Source organism: Bordetella holmesii (assembly GCF_020735985.1).
GTDB classification, from domain to species: Bacteria; Pseudomonadota; Gammaproteobacteria; order Burkholderiales; family Burkholderiaceae_B; genus Bordetella; species Bordetella holmesii.
Genome location: NZ_CP085973.1, coordinates 3,253,804 through 3,269,316 on the forward strand (window position 1 = coordinate 3,253,804; position 15,513 = coordinate 3,269,316).

General features: G+C 62.2%; 11 protein-coding genes and 2 pseudogenes. 3 read left to right on the plus strand and 10 right to left on the minus strand.

The features are described 5' to 3' along the window. Positions 1 to 58: 58 nt before the first annotated feature. The 4 genes and pseudogenes from ctaD to LK440_RS15650 form a co-directional block, all read right to left on the minus strand. A complete protein-coding gene (ctaD, locus tag LK440_RS15635) occupies positions 59 to 1,675 on the minus strand; it encodes a cytochrome c oxidase subunit I (protein ID WP_005017651.1) in 1,617 nt (538 codons plus the stop codon). 101 nt (positions 1,676 to 1,776) lie between these two features. Further along, positions 1,777 to 2,727, minus strand: a complete 951-nt coding sequence (locus LK440_RS15640; RefSeq protein WP_005017650.1) for an IS481-like element IS481 family transposase — start codon at positions 2,725 to 2,727, stop codon at positions 1,777 to 1,779. Positions 2,728 to 2,825: 98 nt separating this feature from the next. Then, positions 2,826 to 3,435 (minus strand): annotated as a pseudogene (locus tag LK440_RS15645) (cytochrome c oxidase subunit II); the annotation flags it as partial. Positions 3,436 to 3,451: 16 nt separating this feature from the next. Further along, a protein-coding gene (locus LK440_RS15650) for an IS3 family transposase (RefSeq protein ID WP_101557886.1) occupies positions 3,452 to 4,572 on the minus strand; the annotation gives its coding sequence in 2 pieces (ribosomal slippage) (positions 3,452 to 4,320 and positions 4,320 to 4,572; 1,122 coding nt in all). A 447-nt stretch (positions 4,573 to 5,019) separates the two neighbouring features. Here LK440_RS15650 and LK440_RS15655 point away from each other — a divergent pair. Further along, the gene (locus LK440_RS15655; RefSeq protein ID WP_169510509.1) at positions 5,020 to 5,841 is read left to right on the plus strand and encodes an NUDIX hydrolase; all 822 of its coding nucleotides are present in this window, start codon (positions 5,020 to 5,022) and stop codon (positions 5,839 to 5,841) included. Between the two features lie 28 nt (positions 5,842 to 5,869). Here the strand turns inward: LK440_RS15655 and LK440_RS15660 are convergent. Further along, positions 5,870 to 8,452 (minus strand): annotated as a pseudogene (locus LK440_RS15660) (cation:proton antiporter). Between the two features lie 231 nt (positions 8,453 to 8,683). Here LK440_RS15660 and LK440_RS15665 point away from each other — a divergent pair. Continuing rightward, complete coding sequence (locus LK440_RS15665; RefSeq protein WP_005017636.1) at positions 8,684 to 9,469, plus strand: metallophosphoesterase; 786 nt, start codon at positions 8,684 to 8,686, stop codon at positions 9,467 to 9,469. Positions 9,470 to 9,783: 314 nt separating this feature from the next. Here the strand turns inward: LK440_RS15665 and rpoH are convergent, their stop codons facing one another. Beyond that, positions 9,784 to 10,671, minus strand: a complete 888-nt coding sequence (gene rpoH, locus LK440_RS15670) for an RNA polymerase sigma factor RpoH (protein ID WP_005017633.1) — start codon at positions 10,669 to 10,671, stop codon at positions 9,784 to 9,786. 223 nt (positions 10,672 to 10,894) lie between these two features. Between rpoH and LK440_RS15675 the strand changes: the two genes are divergently transcribed. After that, the gene (locus LK440_RS15675; protein WP_005011985.1) at positions 10,895 to 12,115 is read left to right on the plus strand and encodes an ISL3 family transposase; all 1,221 of its coding nucleotides are present in this window, start codon (positions 10,895 to 10,897) and stop codon (positions 12,113 to 12,115) included. 3 nt (positions 12,116 to 12,118) lie between these two features. Here LK440_RS15675 and LK440_RS15680 read toward each other — a convergent pair whose 3' ends face one another. From LK440_RS15680 to LK440_RS15695, 4 genes are all read right to left on the minus strand, one after another. Further along, on the minus strand, positions 12,119 to 12,571 hold the full coding sequence (locus LK440_RS15680; protein ID WP_005017632.1) for a DUF302 domain-containing protein: 453 nt from the start codon (positions 12,569 to 12,571) through the stop codon (positions 12,119 to 12,121). Positions 12,572 to 12,667: 96 nt separating this feature from the next. Next, entirely contained in the window at positions 12,668 to 13,357 is a 690-nt protein-coding gene (locus LK440_RS15685) for a hypothetical protein (RefSeq protein ID WP_005017631.1), read from the minus strand. 57 nt (positions 13,358 to 13,414) lie between these two features. Then, positions 13,415 to 14,254: an S-formylglutathione hydrolase gene (gene fghA, locus LK440_RS15690; RefSeq protein WP_005017630.1), complete on the minus strand. Its 840-nt coding sequence runs from the start codon at positions 14,252 to 14,254 to the stop codon at positions 13,415 to 13,417. A gap of 10 nt (positions 14,255 to 14,264) precedes the next feature. Next, positions 14,265 to 15,371, minus strand: a complete 1,107-nt coding sequence (locus tag LK440_RS15695; protein WP_005017629.1) for an S-(hydroxymethyl)glutathione dehydrogenase/class III alcohol dehydrogenase — start codon at positions 15,369 to 15,371, stop codon at positions 14,265 to 14,267. Positions 15,372 to 15,513: the final 142 nt, after the last annotated feature.

Here is a 15,513-nt window from a genome sequence, read left to right on the forward strand (position 1 = left end):
CTGCCCTGCCATCCGGCGATCCGATTGCGGCGACGCTGCTGCGCAGTCATGACCGGCTTCATTTGACTTGCGGCGGCGTTTCAAAGGTGTGGAAGGGAGCGGGCGACGGCACCGTCCATTCCAGCCCTTCGGCGCCGTCCCAGGGTTTGGCCGGTGCGATTTCGCCCTTGCCACGGTAGCAGCGGATCACCGCCCACAGGAATATCAATTGCGACAACCCGAACCAGAACGCACCGATCGTGGCGATCTGATGGAAGGTCGTGAACTGCGCGGCGTAGTCGGCGTAGCGACGCGGCATGCCGGCCAGACCGAGAAAATGCATCGGAAAGAAGGTCACGTTGAATGAAATCAGCGACAACCAGAAATGCAGTTTGCCGAGCTTCTCGCTATACATATGCCCGGTCCACTTGGGCAACCAATAATAGGTGCCCGCAAAAAGGGCAAAGAGCGATCCGGCCACCAGCACGTAATGGAAGTGCGCCACCACGTAATAGGTGTCATGCACCTGGATATCGATGGGCGCTACCGACAGGATCAGCCCCGTGAACCCGCCCATGGTGAACACAAAGATAAAACCCACCGCAAACAGAATCGGTGTCTCGAACGTCATGGATCCGCGCCACATGGTCGCGACCCAGTTGAAGACTTTCACCCCGGTCGGTATCGAGATCAGCATGGTGGCATACATGAAGTAGAGCTGACCCGTCACCGGCATGCCGGTGGTAAACATATGATGCGCCCACACGATGAACGACAGCACGGCGATGGAGGCCGTGGCATAGACCATCGAGGCATAGCCGAACAGCGGTTTGCGCGCCAAAGCCGGCACGATGGCCGAGACGATGCCAAACGCCGGCAGGATCATGATGTAGACCTCGGGATGCCCGAAGAACCAGAACACATGCTGGTAGAGCACCGGGTCGCCGCCTGCTGCGGCATTGAAAAACCCCGTACCAAAATGCCTGTCGGTCAGCACCATGGTGATGGCCGCGGCCAGCACCGGCAACACGGAGATCAGAAGAAACGCCGTGATCAGCCAGGTCCAGCAAAACAGCGGCATCTTCATCAGCGTCAAGCCAGGCGCGCGCATGTTCAAGATGGTCACGATGATGTTGATGGCCCCCATGATGGACGAAGCGCCCATGATGTGCATCGCGAAAATCGCCAGGTCCATCCCCGGGCCCATCTGCGCCGACAGCGGCGCGTACAGCGTCCACCCCGCGGCCGTGGCCCCTCCCGGCACGAAGAACGACACCGTCAGCATGAGGCCGGCCACCGGCAACAACCAGAAGCTGAAGTTGTTCATGCGTGCAAAGGCCATGTCCGACGCACCTATCTGCAGCGGAATCATCCAGTTCGCAAAGCCCACAAAGGCCGGCATGATGGCGCCAAACACCATGATCAGACCGTGCATGGTCGTGAATTGGTTAAACAGTTCGGGCCGGAAGAATTGCAGGCCGGGCTCGAACAGTTCGGTGCGCAACAGCAACGCCAGCGTGCCACCTTCGAGCAACATGACGAACGAGAAGATGAGATACATCGTCCCGATATCTTTGTGATTGGTGGCGAACAGCCAGCGGCGCCACCCGGTTGGGACGGCGTGGTGGTGGTCATCGTGCTGATGGTCGTCGTGGCCTGCACCGGGCGAGACGTGATCGACTATGACGCTGCTCATGGTGGACTCCTTCCTGCTGATCCACCGATCCCTGTCCAGGGGGACCGGCGTTATATCTGTATCGATGGAAACAGCTTCTTAAAACAGCGGGGAGGCCGCGCCTAGCTGTGAACTGTCAATAGGTTGTATTCGTCCAGGTTGAGTCTGGAGATGGGTACAGCGCGCCCGATGCCTTGGTGGGGTCGATGCCAGTTGTAGTGGTGTAGCCAGGATTTCATGGCATCGGCTCGGTGTTGGGAGTTCTGGTAGGTGTGAGCGTAAGCCCACTCACGCAAGGCCGACTGGATGAAGCGTTCGGCCTTGCCATTGGTCTGTGGGCGGTAAGGTCGGGTAAAGCGGTGCTTGATGCCCAGCTCATGGCACAGCGCGGCGAAGGCGCGGCTGCGAAAGGCCGAGCCATTGTCGGTGAGCAAGCGCTGGATGGTCACGCCCAGGCGCTGGTAGTAGGCCACTGCGTCCTTGAGGAACTGGACGGCGCTGGGGAAGCGCTCGTCGGGGTGGATGTCGGTGAAGGCCACGCGGGCGTGGTCATCGATGGCCACGAAGACGAAGTCCCAGCCGGCCCCCTCAACGGTATCGCGTCGGTTGCCCGTGACCCGGTGGCCAGGGCGCTGGATACGTCCCAGCTTCTTGATGTCGATGTGCAGCAGATCGCCGGGGGCCTGATGCTCGTAGCGCACCACCGGCTCGGCCGGCTCCAGGTCGGCCAGGTGCGACAGACCGGCGCGGGCCAGGACGCGGCTGACGGTGCTGGCTGACACGCCCAGCGCCTGGGCGATGCGCGCTTGGGTCAGCCGCTTGCGGCGCAGCTCCACGATAGCCAGCGCCTTGGTCGGCGCAATCGCTCGGGGCGAGACCGTCGGGCGCGAGGACGCATCGGCCAAGCCCGCCTGGCCCTGAGCCAGGAAGCGGCCCAGCCATTTGCGCACAGTCGGCGCGGTGACCCCATAGGTGCGGGCCGCTTCAGGCACACAAACTTGATGGGCGATCAATTGCTGGACCATTTCGAGGCGACGTAGGAAGGTCAATCGGGCATGCTTATGGGTGTTCATCCGGCCGGGCTCCTTGAGTGAACTGGGGGGTTGGCGATTTCCAGTTTCTCAAATCCGGTTCGGATGAACCATGCATACAACCTATTGAATCTTCACACCTAGCGCGCGGCCGCGACGTCCTTGGGCTGGACCGCGGGGTCCTCTCCCTTGCCTGCATTGCTCCAGGCATTGCGCGTATAGGTAATGGCCGCCGCGATGTCGACGTCGTTCAACTGGCCACCAAAAGCAGCCATGGCCGTGCCAGGCCGGCCTTTGAGCACGGTAGCGATCTGAGCGGCCTTGGGGCCGAGCACGACGGGGTCGCCGTCCAGGGCAAGGAACGAGCCCGGGATGCCCTTTCCGTTGGCCTGATGACAGGCCACACAGGAGCCGGTGTAGGCTTTCTCGCCGCGCGCCATCAGCTCTTCTTTCGTCCACGTTTTATTGGGATCGTCGGCTTGCGCGGCCATGAGCTTTTTCTGCTCGGCCCCCCCAGGCGTCATAATCCTCCTGCGACTTGACCTCCACCACTATGGGCATGAAGGCATGATCCTTGCCACAGAGCTCGGCGCACTGGCCACGATAAGCGCCCACTTTGTCGGCACGAAACCAGGTGTCGCGCAGAAAGCCCGGAATGGCATCCTGCTTGACGCCGAAGTCCGGCACCATCCACGAGTGGATCACATCGCCCGAGGTCAGCACCACCCGCACCTTCTTGTTGACCGGAACTGACCTGCCCCCAGATTTAGTACGGCACCGACATAGAGCCCAGGGGTAAAAGACCTTCTTTCTGATGAGCCTGCACGAATTGCGCCGGCGTTAAATATCCGAGCGCGCTGTGAGGCCGATCGGTGTTGTACTCGACTCGCCAGTTTTCGATCAAGCTTTTAGCCTGTCGCAGGGACAAGAACCAGTGCTCGTTAAGGCATTCGTCGCGGAACTTGCCGTTGAAACTTTCGATATAAGCGTTCTCCACCGGCTTACCCGGCCGAATAAACGACAGCTTTACGCCTGCTTGGTAGGCCCAGGCGTCCAAGGCTCTTCCGGCGAACTCTGGCCCGTTGTCCACGGTAATAGATCGCGGCAGGCCACGCATCTCCGCCAGCCGTTGCAGCACCATGGCAACACGCAGTCCCGGCAACGACGTATCGACCTCGATGGCCAGGCATTCGCGAGTGTAGTCATCGACGATAGTCAAACAGCGGAATCGGCGGCCATAGGCTAGGCCGTCGGCCACAAAGTCCATTGACCAACTCTGATTCGGCGCGATTGCCGCTGGGCGAACCACGCGCTCGGTCGCCGCGATTCGCTTACGCTTTCGTTTTCGCACGCTTAACCCTGCCAGACTGTACAGCCGCCAGATTCGCTTGTGATTTGCTTGCCAGCCTTCGCGACGTAAGAGCACATGGATCCTCCGATAGCCGTAGCGTCGTTTCGCCACTGCCATCTCTTTCATGCGCTCGGTCAGCGCAGCATCGCCTGAGCGTGTGCTCTCGTAGGCAAACAGCGACCGCGAAATTCCTACCAGCCCACAGGCCCGGGTAACACCCATGCTGCGCTCGGTCATTAATGTCCTGACCGCCTCGCGTTTGGCCTGCGGGCTGACTACTTTCGGCTTAGCAGATCCTGAAGCGCCGCCTTGTCCAGCATCGACTCGGCCAACAGCTTCTTGAGCTTGTTGTTCTCCTGCTCCAGCTCCTTGAGCCTCTGAGCGTCCGACACCGTCATGCCACCGAACTTCGCCTTCCAGTTGTAGTACGTTGCCTCGGAGATTCCGTGCTTGCGGCACAACTCTGCGGGCTTGGCACCTGCATCGGCTTCCTTGAGCACGCCGATGATTTGCTCTTCCGTAAATCGTTTCTTCATTGCCATTCCTTTGGGAACGGACTCTACATCGATTTCGTACTAATCACGGGGAGCAGGTCACTACAAGTAGTGCACCAGCTCCCAGCAACCCTCTCCACATCTTCATGCTTACCTCGAAACATGGCGCGGATGGCCCAATACCGCCGCACGCCGTACGGGCCGCCGGAAGGCAGGGAACGCGCAATTATTAGACGGTAGTCACGAACCAGGCGAAAGACAACAGACCCTGTCGCTCCCACACATAACACATCTAAAACCGCGGAATTATAGCTACAGGTTAAATCTTGTGTAAGTTCTAGATAGCGAGACTTGCCTGCCGGCTATTTAAATGCCATGCCTGGATAATGCCTCTGAATAAACATGGCTTGCTGCGCCTGTTTGCGCCGTTGGCCATCGCGGCCCGGCCCAACCGGGCCCTAGACTATACCGTGAACTAAACTCCGCTTCATGCTTCGACTGCCTTCTCTTCCTGCCCCCGATCGACTGGATCGTTTGTCGGCCACGTTGCGCGACAAGGCGATTCAGCCGCCGCCCGAGCAAGCCAGGCCGGTATACATCGCCGGCCAGCGCTGCGGCTGGGCCACGCTGGCCGCCTGCGATGCCTTGCGCGATAGTGGTCTGGTCAACATCGACGACGATGCGCTGCACCTGCTGCCCGAACTGGCTCCGGGCCCGGCCTTGGATGCCGCGCTGGCCAAGGTGGCCCAGACCCTGCGCCAGGCGCGCTGCCTGCGCGGCTGGCGCGATGAGTTGCTCGACATCACGGCCGAATCCCTGCATTTGGGCGCCATCGAGCGCGCCGCCATGCGGCCGCTGGGGCTGCCCACCTTTGCCGTGCACCTGAATGCCTGGACGGCGGATGGCCGTCTGTGGGTGGCGCGACGGGCACTCTCCAAATCCACCGACCCCGGCATGTGGGACACCCTGGTGGGCGGGCTGGTGGGCAGCCAGGAGTCGCTGGACCAGGCCCTGGTGCGCGAATGCGCCGAGGAGGCCGGCCTGGAGCCCGAGCAGATCCGCCAGCGCAGCCCCTTGCGTACCGTATTGCGCATGCAGCGGCGCTTGCCGGAGGGCTATCAGGTCGAAGCCCTGCTCAACAGCACGTGTGTGCTCGACGACGCCACGCGTCCCGCCAACCGGGATGGCGAAGTCATGGAGATCGCCACACTGGAGGTGGGGCAGGTCGTTGACCGCATCGAGGCGGGTGAGTTCACGCTGGAAGCAGCGCTGGTCATCCTGGATGACATCCGGTATCGCAGCGCAACATGAATACGGCCGCCCTGAGGCGGCCGGGTCGTCAATCCGACTCCGCACGCGGGCCGTCTGGGGCCGTGTCCGCTGATGCTTCCTTGACCGGCGGCTTGACCCCGGGAGGATAGACTTGGCCGGTTTCCGAAAACTGGCGCCAGACCTCGATTGCCCGCAGCCGCTGCTTGACCACCTTATCGATACGCTCGCGCAGATCCGGGTCACGCGCCAGCACGGCATGCAGGTCGCGCGCCGAAAGCATCAACAGCTTGCTGTAGCCCAACGACCGCACATCGGCATTGATGTGCTCATCGCCCAGCAGCGCCAGTTCACCGAAAAACTCGCCACTGCCCAACTCCACCGTCGTATGGTCGGGCAATTGCACCACCACCGCGCCCGAGGCCACAAAGCACATCTCCTGCCCGTGATGCCCATGGGCAAGAATGCGCTGGTCGGGCAGAGCGAGCCGCGGCTTGAGCAGTTTGCAGATCGCGCGCAAGGAGTCCGGACTCAGCCCCTCGAAAATAGGCACCCGCTTGATGAGCTCGGCCGAACTCAGCTCGATATCCAGGGGCGGGTGATGGTCGATATGCTCCCAGCGCGTTTTCAGTTGCGCCATCAAATCCGCATACACCTAACCGCTGATCAGGAACTGTTCGAGCATGTCGCGATAACGTATGCGCTCGAGCTCACGCGCCACGCGGTCGAGGTAGCTTTCCTGCAGCCACAGCGCATAGCTCGGGTACTGCAAATTGAGCGCCTGCAGCGCGTTGTCAACCAAATCCAGGCGCCGCTGATGCGCCGCGACAATCTGCTGCGCGGCATCATCGCCAAGCAACGGCCCGATCTGCTCGCGCGAGAACTGCATCAGGCGCTGCGCCACCGAACGCTTGGTCTGCAGATTGGCAAACCGTTGACTGAGCTCGCGGGCCAGCCATCCCTGAAAGCCGAAGATGTAATGCACCCGCAACGCCAGCCGAAAGCCATGTGAATAACGCACATCGGCCACGATGGCCTGCTCGAAACCGTTGACGCCGCCCGTGCGCACGGCGTCCTCCAGACGCTCGGCGCGCGCCAGCAAGCTTTCTGCCATGCGCCAGTCGACGATCTGGGCCTTGAGGATGTCGAAGAACATTTCTTCTTCGTGCCGCGCCACGATGGCCAGGCCCACCGCCGTGCGCTGCTCCACGCTCATGCGCGCCACCTGAGTGTCATGCACGGCCGTCAGGCTGGCATCGAACACGGCGTGGATGCGATCGCGCGCCTCAGGCGCGATATGGTCATCCTTGGCAATCTCATCCGTCTTGCCTTGCAGGGTTTCCAGCGCGACCGACAGCGCCTGATTGCGTATGGCTCGCTCGACGGGCGAGAGCTGGTTCAAACCCAGCATGCGGATCAAGGGCCGCAGGCTGATGCCGTTGATGAACAAGGTCGCCAACACAAAGCCGGTCGTGGCCACGGCCACGAACTGGCGGGCCTCCTCCGGCACCGTGGTCTGTTCGGTGACGGCCAAAGCCAGCGCCAGAGAAACGGCGCCCCGCAGCCCTCCCCAGAGCATGACGCTCTTATAGGGGTTGCTCACCTCGGCGCCAATCTTGAATATCTGCAACAGCGGCAACAAGCCGAAGACCACGATGGCACGCGCCACGAGGGTCGCCACAAACACCACCACCACGAGCAGCAGTTCCTGCCAATCGGCTGCCGCCATCAGCTTGGGAATGAGCATGGCGGCAAACACGAAAATCAGCGAGTTGGCCCAGAAGCCGAATTGGCCCCAGAAGTTGGACAGGTATTCGAAGGTCGTAGGCGACATACGCGTGCGGCCCGTCGACCCGACCACCAGCCCCGCCACGACGGTGGCCACCACGCCGGAAACATTCAAATAATGCTCGGAGATGAAAAAAGACAGGTAGGCCAGCGTGAGCGTGAGCGTGATCTCGGCGGTGGGATACCCGCGCAGCCAGGCAAACAGCGAGCAGACCAGGCGTCCCATCAGCCAGCCGGCCAGTCCGCCTCCCAGAAAGTGGACGATGAAATCATTGAAAACGGCGCTCGCCGAAATTTCTCCCGAGCCCCCCAGGGCAGCCAGCAGCACCGAGTACAGCGCGATGGATGCCGCGTCGTTGAACAGGCTCTCGCCCTCGACCAACGTGGTCAGCCGTTTGGGCGCGCCCACTTCACGGAAAATCCCCACCACCGCAGCAGGGTCCGTGGTCGCTACGATCGCGCCCAGCAACAGGCAGACCAGCAGCCCATAGGAAGACACGGCGTTGACCGCCACTCCCACCACCAGCGTGCACACGACCACGGCCACGATGGCCATCATCAGGATGGGGCCGATATCGTTCATCAAGCGGCGCACGTTCATCGACAGCGCCGTCTCGAACAACAGCACCGGCAGAAAAACCATGAGAAAGGTTTCGGAAGAAATCTCGAAGCGTTCAATCGTGTCGAGCAGGTCGCCCAGTACCGGCGGCGCCCAGCCGTGCAGGTGGATGCCGATACCCAGCAAACAACCCACGATGGCCAGCAGCACGGAGAAGGGCAGCCCCAGACGGCCAGCCAACGGTGGCATGAAGCAGATCAGGGTCAGCAAGCCGGCGAGGCCGAAAACGAGAAATCCAATATCCATGGGAAGGCGCGGTGGCGCAAGAGGTCAAGGCCCAAGGATAGCGTCTTTTTCCCATGAACCCGCCGCGTGTGCGTTGCGCGCTGACCGGCAGACGCCCACACTTGGTTACGCCTGTCGCCGTGGCAAACCACGCCTATCGACCGTTTTTTCGCTAACGTTGGCGCTTTCCAATACTGGGAGAGGCCTTTGCTCTCTGCTCCGCTCGACGCACGCCCCCAGGATGCACCGGCCTTGCTACTGCAATTGACCGACTCGCATCTGCTGCAGGATCCGCAAGCGCGCATGTTCGGCGTCAATACGGATGCCAGCCTGCGCGCCGTGCTCGACCTCGCCCGGCGGCAAGAGGGCAGCCCCGATCTCATGCTGCTGACCGGCGACCTCGCCCAGGATGGCAGCGCGGCGGCCTACCAGCGGCTGCGCGCGCATCTGCGGGACGTGGCACACCCCGTGCGCTGCGTGATGGGCAATCACGACGCCGCCGGCCAGATGCGCCAGCAGTTGAGCGATTGGTCACAACCCGTACACGATCTGCCGGGCTGGCGGATCATCATGTTGGACTCCACGGTCCCCGGGCAAGATTTTGGCCACATCGACGCGGGGCAGTTCGCGCTGCTCGACCAAGCCCTGCGGGAAGCGGGCGAGCGCCATGTTCTCGTTGCGCTGCACCATAACCTTGCCCGCGTCGAAGGCGCCGAACACGACACCCTCATGGTCGACAATGCCGCGGCGGTCTTCGCGCGCCTGTCGGATCATCCGCAAGCGCGGGTCGCGCTATGGGGCCATATCCACCAGGAGTTCGACTGCCGGCATCATCACCTGCGCATGCTCGGCACGCCATCGACCAGCTTTCAGTTCCGTTTGGATAACGGCCACTACGCCGTCGACCCGCAAGCGCCGGGCTACCGTTGGCTCAAGCTCTACGCCGACGGCTCGATTGCCACCGGGGTTCGACGCCTGGATGCCGCGACCTGGGCCGCCCTGCGCGACGAACCCCTGCCGCTCGAAAGCGCGGCGTGAGCGGCAGGCGCGTGGATCCCAGACAATAAAAAACGGGGCACCGATATGCGTAGGTGCCCCGTAAACCGTCCGTCTCATAGGGGAGGGGAAAGAGGAGAAGCCGAGACGGACGACAAAACGGCAAGACAAACCCAGCTTGCTGTCTATGCTTATTAGTCCTGGCCGCGGGCCATAAGTTTCTGGCCGAGGTCCCTGATCGGCGCCGATTTTGTATCAATCAGTGTCGGACCCCCAAGGCCTGCTGCCGTATTCATGCGCCGCAAATGAAAAATGCCTGCCCGAAGGGGCAGGCATTTCGCTTGGCAAGGCAGCGATCAGGCAGCCGCCAGCGTGCCACGCATTTTTTTCAGCGCCGCCGCCTCGATCTGGCGGATGCGCTCGGCCGACACCCCGAACTCCGCGGCGAGTTCATGCAGCGTGGCACCGCCGTCGTCCTGCAGCCAACGGGCTTCGACGATGCGGCGCGAGCGCGCATCCAGCGCCTTGATGGCATCGGCCAGGCCCTGGCCCTGCAAATCATCGCGCGCCTTGCGCTCAAGCACACGGGTGGGCTCTTCGCGGCATTCGTCCGACAGATACGCGATGGGCGCATAGCTGTCATCGTCATCGTCCTGATTCTCGAGCGAAAGATCGCGGCCCGACAGGCGAACCTCCATCTCACTGACATCCTCGCGGCGGACGTTGAGTTCGCGGGCGATACGGTCGACCTGCTCGGTATCGAGCGTCTGACCATCCGGGCGCATGCTGCGCAGATTGAAGAACAGCTTGCGCTGGGCCTTGGTGGTGGCCACTTTGACCAGGCGCCAATTGCGGATGATGTATTCGTGGATTTCGGCCTTGATCCAATGCACGGCAAAGGAAACCAGACGCACCCCGCGCTCGGGGTCGAAACGTTTGACGGCCTTCATCAGGCCGACATTGCCTTCCTGGATGAGGTCGGCATGCGGCAATCCGTACCCCAGGTACTGACGAGCGACCGACACCACCAGGCGCAGGTGCGACAGCACCAGTTCGCGGGCGGCTTCGAGGTCGTCACCATCGCGCAGACGGCGCGCCAGCGAGGACTCTTGCTCGAGCGTGAGAACTGGCAGGCGATTGACCGTCGAAATATAGGCATCGATCGTGCCCAACGCACCGGGATTGGCAACCGCCAAGGCCAAGGCGTTGCCCGAGGTGGCCAACGAGGGACTGGCTGAATTCATATTGCGGCCTCCATGGAACGAGGGGTAAACGGGCATCAGCTTGATGTTAGCACTCCAAATCTTTGAGTGCTAATTCGACCCCTGCACTGCAACAAAGTTCCGGTTCCAACGGGTTGCAGCAGCCGCGTCCCTATTATTTTTGGTTCATCGCGGAATAGCGTGGAGCCGTGCTTGATTGCCGTTACGCTTGATCCTTGATTTTTCAAGGATCAAGGCCGGGATCATGCTGGACCGCAAGACGATCGAGAGGTTGGGTGGGTGGGAAGGTTATCGGGTGGAGCGGGTCGTGTGGCCTGAAGGTGAGAGCCGGACGGTCACGATTTACCTGAAGCCTTCAGCGCGAACGATGCACTGCGAGCACTGCGGCAACCGATGTCGGCAGGTGCATGAGACGACCACGCGCCGGGTGCGGGATCTGCCGCTAATGGCGCTGCGAGTGACGCTGGTAGTGCCGCGTCGGCGGGTCTGGTGCGAGCAGTGCGGTGGACCGCATCTGGAGAGGCTGAGCTGGCTGGGCCGTTACCAGCGAGTGACCGACCGGCTGGCCGAGGCGGTCAGCCAGTTGCTTGAGTCCAGCAACATTCTGGCCGTGGCGCGCTTCTTCCAACTGGGTTGGCACACGGTCAAGGCGCTGGACAAGGCCCTGCTGCGACGGGCGATCCAAGAGCCGGACTGGAGCCAGATCCACTACCTAGCGATGGACGAGTTCGCTCTACACAAGGGCCATCGTTATGCCACGGTCGTTGTCGATCCGATCCGCCGTCAGGTGCTATGGATCGGTGATGGCCGCTCGCGCGAGACGGCCAGAGCCTTCTTCGAACAACTGCCAACAGGAGTTGCCCAGCAGATCCGGGCCGTAGCGATCGACATGACGACGGCCTATGAGCTGGAGATCCAGGCCAACTGCCCCAACGCCGAGATCGTCTACGACCTGTTCCACGTCGTGGCCAAGTACGGCCGTGAAGTGATAGACCGGGTGCGTGTAGACCAAGCGAACCAGTTGCGGCACGACAAGCCGGCCCGCCGGGTGATCAAGTCCAGTCGCTGGCTACTGCTGCGCAATCGCAAAAACCTCGATCCGTGCCAATCGGTAAAGTTGGACGAGTTGCTCCAGGCCAACCAGCCCTTGCTCACCGCTTATCTGATGCGCGATGAGCTCAAACAGCTGTGGTTCTACCAACACCCCGGCTACGCCCGCCAGGCATGGGATCACTGGCTGCAACAGGCTCAGGGCAGCGGCATCGCCGCCTTGGCTCACTTCGCGCTCAAGCTAAAAGCCTATCTGCACGGGATTCTGTCTCGCTGTCGCCACCGGCTCAACACCAGCATCGTCGAGGGCATCAACAACACCATCAAAGTCATCAAGCGCCGCGCCTACGGCTACCGCGATCAGGAGTACTTCTTCCTCAAGATCCGGTCTGCATTCCCCGGTATTCCTCGATGAACCTTATTTTTGGCCCATGCTCCTGGCCACCAGATCGGCGGCCGCGGCCAGTCCGCCTTGCCGGTCGGCCGGCAACCCCGGACTGGGCAACCTGTGCATCAACACCTCAACCCGGCCCGCACGCTCCCGCACCAACACGCGCAGCGGCAAATCCAGCGCCAAGTCGGGTTCGGCCAGCATCAATGGCGTGCCCGCCTTGGGGTTGCCAAAGATGAGCACCCGCGTCGGGGGCATGTCCAGACCGGCAGCCTGGGCGGCAGCGGCATGGTCGATCTCGGCAAAGACCGTCATGCCATGCGCTGCCAGGCCGGTGCGCAATTGCGCGACCGTCTGGCCAACGTCACGCGTGCTGGTGAAGGTAATCAGGGCATCCTGCGCCTGCGCGCCCGCCCCCAGGGTGAGCGCGGCCGACACCGCAGTCAACCATCGCCGAGCGGCGTGAACACCGTGTTGCATGGGCACTCCTGTGCGGATGAGGAACTGCCCCAGTGTAGAAAGCCACGGGTACGCATGGGCGCGCCGCGGGGCCACAATTGGACCAAGCGCCAGCGGCTACCAGCCGCGCTGCCTCAAGCCCGCTTCCGTGGCCGCGTCGGCAGGACGGATGAACAACGCGCCGCGCGCATCGAACAACACCTGGTAGCGGGCCCCCTCGAAAAGAGGCATGTATGCCGCACTGCCATAGGTGACGTCCACAAAGGGCAGCCATCCCGGCAACCAGCCTTTGACAGCGCTGATATCCGGCACAGGCCAATCATCCAGGGCGTACACCGAGCGGGTGCCACTTTGCTCGCGCTGCACGTCGCGATAACGGCCCGACAGCCGCTCCAGGCGGTATAGCGGCGGAGCGCCCGCCATCAGCGCCGGCAACCGCCAGCGAACCACCTTGGCATCGATCTGCCATTCGTCGCCATAAAGGGTGTAGTCGCGCTGCCCCAGCCCCTCGGCCCGCGCCGACACCAGGTATTGATTGTCGTTCTGGCGGCTGACCTGGATCTCGGCAACCGGTTGATCGGTCGTCAAACGGAAGAACTGCAGCAGCGACAACGCCAGCAGAACCGAGACACAAGCCAGCGCGGCCAGCAGCAAGCCGACAACGCGCCGCACGGGCCGCAGACGGAAGGTCTTGCGGCCCATGTCGTCACGCCCGCCACCGCTGCCCAGCAGCATGCCCAGGCCAAGCAGAAGCACGATGACCGCCACCAGGGCGGTCCACACGAAAGGCGTCAGCAGATCAGTCAAGGACAGGCGCTCCAGTCAGGGGTCGCGAAAGTATAAAAGCGGCCCGCCGGCCAGGCCTTAACGCAAGCGCTCGACGTGAAACCGGATGTGATCCGCCATGAAGGTCGAGATGAAGTAGTAGCCGTGGTCATAGCCTTCGTGGCGGCGCAAGGTCAGCGCCTGGCCGGCATGCTGGCAAGCCGCTTCGAACACCTCGGGATACAGTTGCTCGGCCAGGAATTGATCCGACAGCCCTTGATCAATCAATATGCCCTGCGGATAGGGATTTTTCAGGCCAAGCATCAGCTCGCTGGCGTCGTGCTGCGCCCACCCCGCACGGTCCTGCCCCAGATAGCCCGAGAAGGCCTTCTGGCCCCATGGGCAGCGCATCGGCGCGGCGATCGGCGCGAAAGCCGAAACGCTTGCCCAGCGCCCGGGATGACGCAGGGCCAGGGTCAGCGCACCATGCCCGCCCATGGAATGGCCAAAGATGCCGGCGCGCGCGGCATCGCCGGGCAGTTCACGGGTCGCCAGATCGAACAGCTCCTGAGCCACGTAGCTTTCCATGCGGTAGTGCGCCGCGTACGGCTCACTGCTCGCATCCAGATAAAAGCCCGCACCGACGCCAAAATCCCAGTGCTCGGCCTCACCCGGCGCTGCCGCACCACGCGGGCTGGTGTCGCAACTGACCAGCATGAGGCCGTGCTCGGCGGCCAGACGCTGGGCGCCAGCCTTGATCATGAACGTTTCTTCGGTGCAGGTCAGCCCGGCCAGATAAAACAGCACTGGCACGCGGCCGTTTTCGGCCTGCCGGGGCAGAAAGACCGAAAACCGCATGGGCAGGCCGATCGCGGTGGAATCATGGCGGTAAAAGCGCTGGCGTCCGCCGAAAGCCCGGTGTTCAGAGAGCAGTTCCATAGCCTGTCCGTCAGTAAAGCACGACCGAACGGATGGACTCGCCACGCTTCATCAGGTCAAACCCCTCATTGATGCGATCCAGCGGCAGCGTATGGGTGATCAGATCATCGATGTTGATCTTGCCTTCCATATACCAGTCCACGATCTTGGGGACATCGGTACGGCCACGTGCGCCGCCGAAGGCCGAGCCCTTCCATTCCCGCCCGGTCACCAGTTGGAAGGGGCGGGTGCTGATTTCGGCGCCCGCCTCGGCCACACCGATGATGATGGACTGGCCCCAGCCCTTGTGGCAGCACTCCAGCGCCTGGCGCATCACCTTGGTGTTGCCGATGCACTCGAAGGAATAATCGGCGCCGCCATCGGTCAACTGCACGATGTGATCGACCACGTTTTCAACGTCGCTGGGATTGACGAAGTGGGTCATGCCGAACTTGCGTGCCATGGCTTCCCGCTCGGGGTTCAGATCGACACCGATGATCTTGTCGGCGCCCACCATTTTGGCGCCCTGGATGACGTTCAGCCCGATGCCGCCCAGGCCGAACACGACGACGTTGGCGCCGGCCTCGACCTTGGCCGTATAGACGACGGCGCCGATACCGGTGGTCACGCCGCAACCGATGTAGCAGATCTTGTCAAAGGGTGCATCCTCCCGCACCTTGGCCACAGCGATCTCCGGCACCACGATGTGGTTGGCGAAGGTGGAGGTGCCCATATAGTGAAAGATGGGCTTGCCGTCGATGGAAAAACGCGAGCTGCCGTCGGGCATCAGGCCCTTGCCCTGCGTGCTGCGAATGGCCTGGCACAGATTGGTCTTGCGCGACAGGCAGAATTTGCACTGGCGGCATTCGGGGGTGTAGAGCGGGATGACGTGATCGCCCTTGCGCAGCGAAGTCATACCCGGCCCGACATCGACGACCACACCGGCGCCTTCATGACCCAGGATGGCGGGAAAAATACCCTCCGGGTCTGCACCTGACAGCGTGTAATAGTCGGTGTGACAGATGCCGGTGGCCTTGACTTCGATCAGCACCTCGCCGGCACGCGGGCCGTCCAGGTCGACTTCTTCGACGGTCAACGGGGCACCGGCCTTCCAGGCGATGGCGGCTTTGGTCTTCATGCGAGGCTCCTAGGTGTATCTGCGAGTACTGAAAAACAGTTCCAGATGTTAACCTGACCAGTCGCGTGCCTCCGGAACCGAAATCGCGGGCTTGACCGCAGGCGATGGTGGCACTATTTATATAGGGTATATAGCTCCCTAA